Origin of the sequence: Bradyrhizobium sp. WSM1743 (assembly GCF_000473065.1) — a bacterium.
Lineage (GTDB): Bacteria > Pseudomonadota > Alphaproteobacteria > Rhizobiales > Xanthobacteraceae > Bradyrhizobium.
The window spans coordinates 73,057-85,061 of sequence record NZ_AXAZ01000010.1; the positions used below are offsets into that span (position 1 = coordinate 73,057).

Below are 12,005 nucleotides of genomic sequence, written 5' to 3' on the forward strand. Positions count from 1 at the left end.
ACTCTCTGCTGTCATCGCCCGGCTTGACCGGGCGATCCAGTACGTCGAGACGTCAGTGGTTCATCGAGAAGCCGCGGCGTACTGGATCCCCCGCTTTCGCGGGGGATGACAGTCGTGTGTGGTGAGAGCCGTGCGCGAAGTCGTCTCTCACGCCGCCTTCTGCCCGCTTCCAGCAGCATCCAGCCCGGCATAGACCCCGCGCTCGAATCCCGCGAACGCCTCCAGGCATTTCGCATCGGCGAACGGCAACAGCTGCATCAGGATCACGCCGGTGACGTCGCGTGCCGGATCGATCCAGTAATAGGTGTTGGCGAGGCCTGCCCAGGCGAGGCTGCCCGCGCTGCGACCTTCGCCCGTCTTGGCGGTGTTGATCATGAAGCTGAGGCCCCACTTCTTCACCTGCTCCGGATAGAGATCGACATCGTTGGTGTACATCGGCGCCGCCGTGGTCATCTTGCCCATGGCGAGGTCGCCGATGTGGTTCTGCCCCATCGTTGCGACCGTCTCGGCCTTCAGCACCTGGTTGCCATTGCCGCGGCCCTTGTTGAGAATCATCTGGGTGAACTTGATGTAGTCGGCCGCGGTCGAATAGAGGCCGCCGCCGCCCATGTGGAATTCCGGATTCTGCTCGAGCTCGAACGGGATCGATGCGAGCTGGCCGTCCTCGCCGCGCGCATGCATGCCAACGAGGCGTTTGCGCATGTCGTCGGTGATCTTGAACGCGGTGTCGCGCATGCCGAGCGGGGTGAACAGATTGTCGTGCAGATAGGTATCGAGCCGCTTGCCGCTGACGGCTTCCACCGCCTTGCCGACGAAATCGATGTTGGTGCCGTATTCCCAGCGCGTGCCGGGGTCGGTCATAATAGGCGTCTTCAGTGCCGCATTCTGGCAGGTGGTGATGGCGGGAATGCCGTTCTTGTCCAGATAGACCGCGAGATCGCCGTTCCACATATTGTAGCAGAAGCCGGCGGTGTGGGTCATGAGCTGGCGCAACGTGATCGGCCCCTTGCCCGGACGTAACTTAGCCTCGCCCTTGGCATCAAAACCTTCGAGCACCTGCGGATTGGCGAGATCGGGCAGCACATCGCCGATCGGCGCATCCAGCGACAGCTTGCCCTGCTCGACCAGCTGCATCGCGCCCGCCGATGTCACCGCCTTCGTCATCGACGCGATCCAGAACACGCTGTCGATTGTCATCGCATCAGGCTTGGACAGGTCGCGCTTGCCGAATGCGCCCTGATACAGCACGTCGTTTCCGCTGGCCGCGATGGCGACGACGCCCGGAATCTCCTTGGTCTCGCTCTTCTGACGCAGAATCTCATCGATCTGTGCTTGGCTTTGCATGGGGTTTCCTCAGGTTTGATTATTGTTGGAAGTGATCGATTGTCCTCCCGCATGCCCGGCGCGGCAAGCGCATCCATGGACCTGCGCTGGTCGCGATGTCGTGACTTGACGGTTTTGGTCCCACGCAGGACGACAACGGGACTGAACGGTGACGCCCTCTCACAATCTGTGGTGGATAGCCGGACTTCGCCCTCACCTGAGACGGGCTCCAGGCGATATGTTTCGTGAGTTTTCGGACACCTGAAACATTTCGTGAGCTGCCACGTTCAGCACCCGGTCCGATCCATGGGCCGATTAAGACTTGATGCAAATGTTGCCGGCCATGGATGGGCGGCGAGGGGGACCTCAGATGATTTCGACCTGGAGCGAATGGAAGCGCTATCCCCGTCCGGGACGCGGCGAGAACCTGGAGGCGCCGATTTCGCCCGGCATTTACGAGGTCCGCGTCGCCGGCACCGGCGCACTCTATTCCTTCGGCGCCGTCGACAATCTGGCGCAGGCGCTGGCGCTGCTGCCGGTCGGCTCAAAATCCTGGTTCGGCCGTCGCGACACCTCTCATGTCCCTGATCTCGAATATCGGACGTGCGCGACATCCACCAAGGCGGACGCCAAGGCCGCGGCCGAGCGTATGATCGGCCGCCGCGAGACCTATATGAGCGGCGCGGCCTGACCAAACTTAAGATCGCGCAGAGCTGCTTCCGCGCTCACGGTGCCGACCTCTCCCTGCTGGGGAGAGGTGAAGAACGGGCCGCTCCCGACCTTGGCTATCAGCAGATGTGCGTTGCGGGGCGGTGCATTGCGCGCCGTCTGTCCCTATATTCCGGCCCGATCCGATCGCCCAGGGAGAAATGCCATGACCCAGACCGCCGCCGCCCGCGCCACGCAAGCCACCGCCACCCTGCGCGACCGGTTGAAGGACCCTTCGCTCTTGAAGGAGGCCTGCTACATCGACGGCGCCTGGGTCGGCACGCCGGTCTTTGCCGTCAACAATCCCGCCACCGGCGTCGAGCTCGCAAAGGTCCCGCAGCTTGGTGCGGATGATACCACCAAGGCGGTTGAAGCCGCCGAGCGCGCCTTTCCGGCCTGGGCCAAGCATACCGCCAAGCAGCGCTCCAACATCTTGCGCAAATGGTTCGAGCTGATCGTCGCCAACCGCGAGGATCTCGCGCTGATCCTCACCTCCGAGCAGGGCAAGCCGCTCACCGAGGCACTCGGCGAGGTCGATATCGGCGCCGCCTATATCGAGTTCTTCGCCGAGGAAGCGAGGCGCGTCTATGGCGAGACCATCCCGACGCAGCGGCCCGATGCGCGCCTGCTCGCGATCAAGCAGCCGATCGGCGTCTGCGGCGCGATCACGCCGTGGAATTTCCCGAACTCGATGATCACGCGAAAGGTTTCGCCGGCACTCGCAGCCGGCTGCACCGTGGTGCTCAAGCCCGCCAACGAGACGCCGCTGTCGGCGCTGGCGCTCGCCGTGCTCGCCGAGAAGGCCGGCATCCCCAAGGGCGTACTCAACATCATCACCGGTGACGCGCCGCCGATCGGCAAGGTGCTGTGCGAGCATCCGGCCGTTCGCTTCGTCGGCTTCACCGGCTCGACCGCCGTCGGCAAGATCCTCTATCAGCAGGCCTCGGTCGGCGTGAAGCGGCTCGGCCTGGAGCTCGGCGGCAACGCACCGTTCATCGTGTTCGACGACGCCGACATCGATGCGGCGGTCGAAGGCGCGATCGTCTCCAAGTATCGCAACATGGGCCAGACCTGCGTCTGCGCCAACCGCATCTATGCCCAGGACAAGATCTACGACGAGTTCGTGCAGAAGCTGTCCAAGAAGGTCGCGGCGATGAAGATCGGCGACGGCACCGAGAGCGGCGTCACGCAAGGGCCCCTGATCAACATGAAGGCGGTCGACAAGGTCGAACGTCACATCGCCGACGCCGTCAAGCGCGGCGCCAAGGTCGTCACCGGCGGCAAGCGCAGCGAGCTCGGCCGCTCGTTCTTCGAGCCGACGGTGCTCGCCGACGTCAAGCCGGACTCGCTGGTGTCGCAAGAAGAAACCTTCGGCCCGCTCGCGCCGGTGATCCGCTTCAAGGACGAGGCTGACGTCATCGCGATGTGCAACGCCTCGCCGTTCGGCCTCGCCTCCTATTTCTATTCCCGCGACCTCGGCCGCGTGTGGCGCGTCGCCGAAGCGCTGGAATCAGGCATGGTCGGCGTCAACACCGGCCTGATCACCACCGAAGTCGCGCCCTTCGGCGGCGTCAAGGAAAGCGGCCTCGGCCGCGAAGGCTCGCATCACGGCATGGAAGAATATGTCGAGATCAAATACGTGATGATGGCGGGGGTGTGAGGGCGCCGCAGGTACCACCGCGAATGTGAGCTAGGCGGGAATGCTGGAGAGGCACACTTGGCCTCTCCACGTCATTGCGAGCGCAGCGAAGCATCCCTCGCGGAAAGACTCTGGATTGCTTCGCTGCGCTCGCAATGGCGGAGCGCGCGGTGGCAGCGAGGCCTAAATCTTCAGCTTTTTCCCCGTCACGCGCCGATACGCTTCCAGATACCGCTTGCTGGTTGCATCGACCACGCTCGCGGGCAGTGGCGGCGGTGGAGCATCGCCGTTCCAGCGGCCGGCGCGGCGTTCGACGTCGAGATAGTCGCGCAAGGGTTGCTTGTCGAAGCTCGCCTGCGGCTGGCCGGGCTTGTAGGCATCCACCGCCCAGAAGCGCGAACTATCAGGCGTCATCACCTCATCGATGAGGATGATGCGGCCGTGCTTGTCGCGGCCGAACTCGAACTTGGTGTCGGCGATGATGATGCCCTGCTCGCGGGCGAGCTCCTCGCCGAGCGTGTAGATCGCGCGCGTCATGCTCTCCAGCGTGTAGGCGACCTCGTCGCCGACCACCTCGCGCATCTTCGCGATCGTGATGTTCTCGTCATGGCCGCTCTCGGCCTTGGTCGCCGGGCTGAAGATGGCGGGCTCCAGCTTCTCGCTCTCGACGAGGCCTGCCTTCAGCTTCTCGCCGGCCAGCGTGCCGCTCGCGGCATATTCCTTCCAGGCGGAGCCCGAGAGATAGCCGCGGATCACGCACTCGATCGGGAACACGGTGGTCCGCTTGCACAGCATGGCGCGGCCGAGGATCTCGGCGCGGTGCGGTTTCAACGCCGGCACGGCCGCAACGATCTCGTCGGTGTCGGCGCTGATCATGTGATGCGGCACCACGCCTTCGAGCTCGTTGAACCAGAACGCGCTGATCTGCGTCAGCACCGCGCCCTTCATCGGGATGGTCTCGCCCATCACGACGTCGAAGGCGCTGATGCGGTCGGTGGTGACGAGCAGCAGGCGGTCATCGTCGACGGCATAGATGTCGCGCACCTTGCCGCGTCCGATCTTGGGCAGGGGCAGGTCGCTGGAGAGCATGGTGGTCATCGGCAGATCTTTCGCAGGACGTCGGGCGGCGCCCGATGGCGCAGCCGGCACCGGATTAGCCTATTCCGGCAGCGGAATGAACTCGTGTTCCTGCGGAACTGCGGCGAAGCGGCCGGTTTTCCAGTCCTGCTTGGCCTGCTCGATCCGCTCCTTGCTGGAGGAGACGAAATTCCACCAGATGTGGCGCGGGCCTTCCAGCGCATCGCCGCCGAGAAACATCATCCGTGTCGCCTTCAGCGCCTTCACGGTGATGCGGTCGCCGGGTCGGAAGATCAGCAGCCGCGGCCCCTCGTAACGTTCGTTCGCGATCTCGACCTCGCCGTCAACCAGGTAAATCGCGCGCTCCTCATGATCGGGATCGAGCGGCACGGTCGCGCCCGCGACCGCCGTGACCTCGGTGTAGAACCAGGGCGACACCATCGACACGGGCGAGGCGATGCCGAAGGACGAGCCCGCGATCACGCGTGCGGTAAAATCGCGCTCGGAGATCATCGGCAAGTCGCCCGCCGCATAATGCTGGAACGACGGCGCGATCTCTTCCGATCCGGCCGGCAGTGCGATCCAGCTTTGCAGTCCCAGCATCTTCTGGCCCGAGGCGCGCTGCGCATCCGGCGTGCGCTCGGAATGGGCGATGCCGCGCCCCGCCGTCATCAGGTTCATCGCGCCCGGCGCGATCTCCTGGACATTGCCCTCGCTGTCGCGATGCATGATCATGCCGTCGAAAAGGTAAGTGACGGTGGCAAGCCCGATATGCGGATGCGGCCGCACGTCCATGCCCTTGCCGGAGACGAACTGCACCGGTCCGAAATGATCGAAGAAGATGAAGGGCCCGACCATCTGCCGCTTGCCATGCGGCAACGCGCGGCGCACCGCGAATCCGTCGCCGAGATCGCGCGTGCGAGGCACGATGACGAGATCGAGCGCATCACAGGACATGGGATCGCCGAGCACGGGATCGTTGGAGGGCTGCCAGCTCATGGGTGGACTCCTTTTTGGCTTTCTTGGACAGGAGCCTAGCAGGATTTGGCGCCGTCGTCGCGGCAAGGGCCGCTCCTCAAACTCCACTGTCATGCCCCGGCCTAACCGGGGCATCTGGTGCGCGACGTGGTGGCCGCCACGCGCGAGAAGGGGAAGCTGGCGGGGGCGAATTGAGCGGAGCGCCGTCCTCTTCTTCCTTCTCCCCTTGTGGGAGAAGGTGGCATAGGCGGCCTTTAGGCCGCCGTTCTTAAGAACGCCGAAGCGTAGCTTCGGCTATGCCGCCGGATGAGGGGCCTCTCTCCGCAAATGCAACTGCGAGATGCTCTGGCCGAGAGAGACCCCTCACCCGGCTGCGCTTCGCGCATCCACCCTCTCCCACAAGGGGAGAGGGTGCAGCATGCGTGTGGCCAGCCTATTGCCTCCCCAATTCCGTCGCCTTGGCCACGCGATCGAACCGCTCCAGCGTCATGATCGCATCGGCAAACTTTTCCGCGCGCGCGTTCAGCACGGGGCGGGCCAGCGTCAGGAACTTCTGCTGCATCGCCTGCGTGTCCGGGAACGAGGTCGGCTCTCCGGACGGATCGGCATAGAGCCGCTCATGCACACCATCGTCCGTGGTGATGCTCACGCGCGCGCCAAAGGGATGGGTGCGGCCGATCTCGAGGCGGTCGTCCTGCACCACGTCGAACTTGTCGGCGAGCGCGTCGATGGCGGCATCGCCGAGGCGGTTGTAATCGTCCCAGCCGAACGAGCCCTGGTCGAGCGCGAGCGCGCCGGTGAAGAACATCGAGAACTGGCCGCCGACGATCGAGCGCGGATGCCGCTTGGTCGCGGCATCGCCGGTCAGCGTGATGCCGTTGCGATGCAGGCCGATCTCGACACGCTTGACCTGGTCGGGCGTCAGATTGTGCTCGCGCCGCATCGCGATCAGCGCGTCGATCGCGGCGTGGGTGTAGCGGCAGCTCGGATAAGGCTTTACGCCGATCTTCATCGTCTCATAGCTCTTGCCGAGCTCGGCGACCGCCTTGTCCGGATGCGCGTCGTCGGTGTAGCCGGCGAGCAGGCCGTGCTTGCCCTCGACCGACTCGGTCGCGCCGACGAAATCGTTGCGCGCCAGCGTCGCGGCGATCACGCCGTTCATCGCGGCGGCACCGACCTGGTAGCGCTTGTTCCAGGCGCCATTGACCAAAAACTGCAGCGAACCCGCGGCCTGGCTGCCGGAGACGCCGAACGCAGCGATCAGCTGCTTCTCGGACAGGCCAAGCAGCTTGCCGGCCGCCGCAGCCGCGCCATAGGTGCCGGCGGTCGCGGTCGGGTGGAAGCCGCGCGCGTAATGCGAGGTCGGATCGAGCGCGTTGCCGAGCCGGCAGCAGACCTCGTAGCCGGCAACGATCGCCGTCAGCACCTCGCGGCCCGATGCGCCGACCATCTCGCCGACCGCGAAGGCGGCCGGAACCACCGGCGCGCTCGGATGCAGCGAGGAATCGGCGTGGGTATCGTCGAAATCGAGGGAATGGCCGAGCGCGCCGTTGAGCAGCGCGGCAATTGCCGGTGTCCAGGTCTTGCTGTCGCCGAACACGGTGGACTCGCCCCTGGTGTCGAGCGCCAGCGCCTCCAGCATCTTCAGCATCGACGGGGTCGATTCCGCCTCGCGCCTCGCTCGGATCGCGCTGCCGAGGAAGTCCAGCGTCAGCACTTTTGCGCGCTCCAGCACCTCCGCCGGAATATCCTGGTATTTCAGGTTGAAGACGTAGGCAGCGAGCGTTGCGGTTTCGTGGGCCATCGTGTTTCCTCGTTTTGGCCGGCAAGTTAGGCGGGCTGATTTGGCCTTTCAAGCGGCCTTGCGGCCGCGGGCATCAGCTATGCTTTTGCCTTCGTATGAGGATCGGACCGGGATAGTCAGGCATGGCATTCGCAGGGAAGGTGTTCGAGCGGATCCGGTCGCGGCGCACGCAACTGGGGCTCGCGATCCGGGTCACGGTGGCCGCGACTGCGGCCTATGCCATCGCCACCGCGCTGCATCTCCTGTTGCCGCTCTGGGCGGTGCTGACCTCGCTGATCGTGACCCAGATGAGCGTTGGCCGCTCGCTGAAGGCGACGCGCGACTACATGCTCGGCACCATCGGCGGCGCTGTGTATGGCGGCGCCATTGCGATCCTGATCCCCTATTCCAGCGAAGCCGGCCTTCTCGGCCTGCTCGTGCTCTCGGTCGCCCCGCTCGCCTTCGTCGCCGCGATCAATCCGAGCCTGAGCGCGGCCACGGTTACCGCCGTGATCGTGCTCCTGGTTCCGACCATGCATCACTCCGATCCCATGACCTCGGCGATCGATCGGGTCAGCGAGGTCGCGGTCGGCGCCGTCACGGGACTGCTGGTCTCGTTCCTGGTGCTGCCCTCGCGCGCGGTGCGACAGATCCGCGCCAGCGCGGCGACGCTGCTCGAGCTAATCGCGGATGCCTTCACCGAGCTGCTCGCGGGTCTCACGCGCGGCCGCGACAACGACGCGCTGCACCGGATCCAGGACGGCATCGGCACGGCCATGGTCAGCCTCAATGCGATCGGCTCCGAAGCCGAGCGCGAGCGCGCCGCGCGCCTGTCGAGCGGACCGGATACCGGCCCGTTGTTGCGAACGATCCTGCGGCTGCGTCATGACGTCGTGATGATCGGCCGGGCGACCGTCGTGCCGCTGCCGATCGAGGTGCAGACGCGACTATCTGGCCCGCTGACGGAGGTCTCGATCGTGATCGCGCGCTTCCTGCGCTCGGCCGCCGCGGCCCTGCGCGAGGGCGCCGGCGCGCCGCCGATCCATCCCGTCCATGTCGCGCTCCAGCATTACGCCGAGGCGGTTGCCGCCGTCCGCCAGGACGGCCTGATCCGCGGCCAGCCCGGCGACACCGCCGAGCGGTTCTTCGCGATTGGCTTCTCTCTGGAGCAGATGCACCAGAACCTCTGCGATCTCGACCGCGTCGTCGGCGAATGGTCGGAAGCAGCGGCCGACAAGTCGGTGCGTGTGGCGGAGTGAGCTAGCGCATGTCCTCGTGCCCGCAGGACAGGTCGACGAACTTGAGATGAGGAAAGGAGAGAGCATGTTAGGCAACGCAACGGTAGCAACCCGGCTTCCGGCCAAAGACCTGAACCGCGCGCGGGCATTCTACTCCGAGAAACTCGGGCTCGAGCCGATTGAAGAGCGTGTGGGCGGGCTCCGCTATGTCTGCGCGGGAGGCGAGTTTGCGATATTCCTCTCCGCTGGAACGCAATCCGGCACGCACACGCAGATGGGCTGGGAAGTTGAGGATATCGAGGCAACCGTACGCGAGCTTCGCGCGCGCGGAGTGGAATTCGAGGAGTACGACCTGCCCGGCCTGAAGACGGTCGATGGCATAGCGGAGATTACCGGGAATTATCCCAGTAAGGGCATCGGCGAGCGGGGCGCATGGTTTCGCGACAGCGAGGGTAACTTGCTGGGGATCGGGCAGCCGGTGCGAACGTGACGGGCTGCGTCGCCTGGGCGTGAACAGACGTCCTACCGCCGCGCCAGCCCCTTGCCCTGCATGCGCCAGACCAAGAGGTCGATGCGGTCCTGGCCGAAGAATGGCTCGTTTTCGAACACGAAGGTCGGCACGCCCCAATGGCCTGACGCGGCATGGTCCTTCTCGTTCTCCGCGATCACCTGCTCGTAGCGATCCGGGTCAGCGGTGATCGCTTCATCCATCGCGGCGAGATCGAAGCCGACTTTCGCCGCCGCGCGCGCGAGATGATCGCCCTCGTTCCACCCCGACACCGAACCGTCCCACAGCATGCGCGCGATCGTATATGTAAATTCGAGCGAGCGTCCCTCGAGCTGCGCCATGGCGCCCAGCCGGGTCAGGCGATGGATGTAGGGCTGCTCGGCCGCGACCTCGAGCGTGGTCAGGTCCTGCACGACCGGATTGGGCCTGGGGAAGCGGAACGGGATGCCCTCGTGCTCCGCCACTCGCGTGCTGTCGAGCACTACATAGCGGATGAATTGCGGATTGGTCTTCTTGAAGAACCCGGGCACGCGGATCGCCAGCGGATAGACCGGTCGCAAATTCACTGCGAGATCATACTTTTCGACCAGCTTCAGCGTCTTGGGCAGCGCCAGATAGCTGTAAGGGCTGCGGAATGAGTAGAAGAGGTCGACGGACAGCGTCATCGGGCCGGCTCCACGATCCGTCCCATCATGCCGCGGACCACGAGCTTGTGGAAGGGCATGATCAGCGCGAGATAGATGCGGCCGAGCAGATTGTGCGTGCGCACCAGCGTGGTCGAGGTCACCCGGCGGCTCGCGCCATCGCCTGCCACGTCGACGACGAGGCGGAAGTCGAGGTGAGCATCATTGAAGCCCGCGACCAGCCGCTCCGGCGTCTCGCTCACCACCGGAAACAGGCCGATCAGGCCGTACGGGGCCCGTGCGCCTTCGCCCGATGTCTTCAGGCCGAACGGCGTCACCAGAATGTTGCGCAGGCGCAGCAGCACGTCGATCCAGCGCGGTCCGTGCAACACCATCCGGACGCAGGCCTCGCGCGCATCGACCGTCACCGCGCCGATCTCCACGCGAAACGCATCGATGAACTGCGCGCCTGCCAGCACCGCGTCGGCGTCGACGTTGGGGGTGACTTCGCGGACCTTTGCGATCATCCCGCCAGTTTGCGCGCCAGCATCCGGAAGCGCAAGATCAACAGGGCGGCATAGACGAACGAGCCGATCGAGAACCCGATCCAGACGCCGACCGCGCCCAGTCCCGCATGGAAGGCAAGCACCCAGGCGACGGGAAAGGCGACGCACCAATAGCCGATCGCCGCGAACACCAGCGTCATTCGGGTGTCATTGATGCCGCGCAGCGCGCCACCCATGATGGTCTGGAGGCCGTCGGCGATGAAGAAGCTGGCGCCGACCAGCAGCAGCGTTGCCGTCAGTTCGACCGTTGCTGCGCTGGCCTCGCTGCGACCGAAGAACAGCCGTCCGATCTCGTACCGGCCGAGAATGATCGCGACGGTCAGGGCGGAGACGAACGCGATCCCCAGCACCGCTGCGACCAGGCCCGCGCGCCTCAACCCGACCATGTCGTTCCGGCCGAAGGCATGACCGACCCGCACCGTCGCCGCCATGCCGATGCCGAGCGGCACCATGAACAGCACGGCGGTGACCTGGAGCGCGATCTGATGCGCGGCAATCGCGGCGGTCGAGATCAAGCCCATCAGCAGCGCCGCCGAGGAGAACAGGCCGTATTCCAGCAACAGGGAAAACGAGATCGGCGCGCCGACCGCGACGAGCTGACGCATCAAGGGCCAGTCGATCCGCCAGAGACGGGCGAGCGGATGATAGTCCGCGAACGGCTTTCGCCATGCGGCAATCGCGAGTGCGGCGATGAAAGTGCCGAGATTGACCAGCGTGGTCGCAAGCCCCGCGCCGAACAGGCCGAGCTCCGGCAGACCGAACAGGCCGTGGATCAGGGCGTAGACCAACGCGGCATTCACCGGGATCGCCACCACTGTGATCCACAGCGGCGCCTGCGGCCGGTTCACCGCGCTCATCATGCCGCGCAGCGCGATGAAGCCGAGCGCCGGCGCGATGCCCCAGGCAAGGCCGTTCAGATAGTGCTGCGCCAGCGCGGCCGATTGCGGCATTTGACCGAGCGCCAGCAGGATCTGCTCGCCATAGAGCGGCGAGGCCATCATCGGCAGCGAGATCAGGAGCGCGGCCCATAGCCCGACGCGCAAGGAGCGGCGGATCAGCCTGACATCGCCGGCGCCGAACGCCTGCGCCGCCAGCGGCGCCACTGCGGACGTCAATCCGAGCCCGAAGGTGAAGCTGACGAAATAGACCGTATGGGCCAGCGCCGCCGCGGCCACCGCATCTTCGCCGAGCCGCCCGATCATCGCGAGATCGGTTGTGATCATCGCGATCTGCCCGAGCTGGGTCAGCATCATCGGCACGGCGAGGCGCAGCGTCTCGACGAACTCTTCGGCAAGATGATTTGGCGGCACGCCGGCTTGCGGCTGCGCATGATGTTGGACGGTGTCGAGCATGGCCGGTCATTAGCACAGCCACACGTCGAAAACATGGCCCGCTTTCTTCCCCTCTCCCCTTGTGGGAGAGGGTGGATCGCCGCATAGCGGCGAGACGGGAGAGGGATCTCTATCCGCGAGTCCAACTCTCAATGAGACGAGCGGATAGAAACCGCTCATCCGGCGCTTCGCGCCACCTTCTCCCACAAGGGGAGAAGGAAAGAACAGTGC

At 65.3% G+C, this 12,005-nt stretch carries 11 protein-coding genes; 4 read left to right on the top strand and 7 right to left on the bottom strand.

The features are described 5' to 3' along the window. Nucleotides 1-147: 147 nt before the first annotated feature. Nucleotides 148-1,344, bottom strand: a complete 1,197-nt coding sequence (locus YU9_RS0108375) for a serine hydrolase (protein ID WP_027572395.1) — start codon at nucleotides 1,342-1,344, stop codon at nucleotides 148-150. Nucleotides 1,345-1,693: 349 nt separating this feature from the next. Here YU9_RS0108375 and YU9_RS0108380 point away from each other — a divergent pair, with 349 nt between their 5' ends. Beyond that, entirely contained in the window at nucleotides 1,694-2,014 is a 321-nt protein-coding gene (locus tag YU9_RS0108380) for a hypothetical protein (protein ID WP_027572396.1), read from the top strand. Between the two features lie 183 nt (nucleotides 2,015-2,197). Continuing rightward, the gene (locus tag YU9_RS0108385; protein ID WP_027572397.1) at nucleotides 2,198-3,691 is read left to right on the top strand and encodes an NAD-dependent succinate-semialdehyde dehydrogenase; all 1,494 of its coding nucleotides are present in this window, start codon (nucleotides 2,198-2,200) and stop codon (nucleotides 3,689-3,691) included. A 162-nt stretch (nucleotides 3,692-3,853) separates the two neighbouring features. Here YU9_RS0108385 and YU9_RS0108390 read toward each other — a convergent pair whose 3' ends face one another. From YU9_RS0108390 to YU9_RS0108400, 3 genes are all read right to left on the bottom strand, one after another. Then, entirely contained in the window at nucleotides 3,854-4,768 is a 915-nt protein-coding gene (locus YU9_RS0108390; RefSeq protein ID WP_027572398.1) for a phosphoribosylaminoimidazolesuccinocarboxamide synthase, read from the bottom strand. A gap of 60 nt (nucleotides 4,769-4,828) precedes the next feature. Beyond that, entirely contained in the window at nucleotides 4,829-5,746 is a 918-nt protein-coding gene (locus tag YU9_RS0108395; protein ID WP_027572399.1) for a pirin family protein, read from the bottom strand. 412 nt (nucleotides 5,747-6,158) lie between these two features. After that, nucleotides 6,159-7,529 (bottom strand): MmgE/PrpD family protein, encoded by a 1,371-nt coding sequence (locus YU9_RS0108400; RefSeq protein ID WP_027572400.1) that lies wholly within the window; start codon nucleotides 7,527-7,529, stop codon nucleotides 6,159-6,161. A gap of 122 nt (nucleotides 7,530-7,651) precedes the next feature. On the opposite strand from YU9_RS0108400, the gene YU9_RS0108405 reads away from it, so the two are divergent. Next, nucleotides 7,652-8,767: an aromatic acid exporter family protein gene (locus tag YU9_RS0108405; protein WP_027572401.1), complete on the top strand. Its 1,116-nt coding sequence runs from the start codon at nucleotides 7,652-7,654 to the stop codon at nucleotides 8,765-8,767. A gap of 64 nt (nucleotides 8,768-8,831) precedes the next feature. Further along, a complete protein-coding gene (locus YU9_RS0108410; RefSeq protein WP_027572402.1) occupies nucleotides 8,832-9,236 on the top strand; it encodes a VOC family protein in 405 nt (134 codons plus the stop codon). A 32-nt stretch (nucleotides 9,237-9,268) separates the two neighbouring features. On the opposite strand, the gene YU9_RS0108415 is transcribed toward YU9_RS0108410, so the two are convergent. The 3 genes from YU9_RS0108415 to YU9_RS0108425 are packed head-to-tail and all read right to left on the bottom strand — an operon-like array spanning nucleotide 9,269 to nucleotide 11,795. Continuing rightward, on the bottom strand, nucleotides 9,269-9,919 hold the full coding sequence (locus YU9_RS0108415; RefSeq protein ID WP_027572403.1) for a 2-hydroxychromene-2-carboxylate isomerase: 651 nt from the start codon (nucleotides 9,917-9,919) through the stop codon (nucleotides 9,269-9,271). Continuing rightward, nucleotides 9,916-10,404: a DUF2867 domain-containing protein gene (locus YU9_RS0108420; protein WP_027572404.1), complete on the bottom strand. Its 489-nt coding sequence runs from the start codon at nucleotides 10,402-10,404 to the stop codon at nucleotides 9,916-9,918. Before YU9_RS0108420 ends, YU9_RS0108415 begins: the two co-directional genes overlap by 4 nt. Continuing rightward, nucleotides 10,401-11,795, bottom strand: a complete 1,395-nt coding sequence (locus YU9_RS0108425) for an MATE family efflux transporter (protein WP_027572405.1) — start codon at nucleotides 11,793-11,795, stop codon at nucleotides 10,401-10,403. Before YU9_RS0108425 ends, YU9_RS0108420 begins: the two co-directional genes overlap by 4 nt. Between the last annotated feature and the right edge of the window lie 210 nt (nucleotides 11,796-12,005).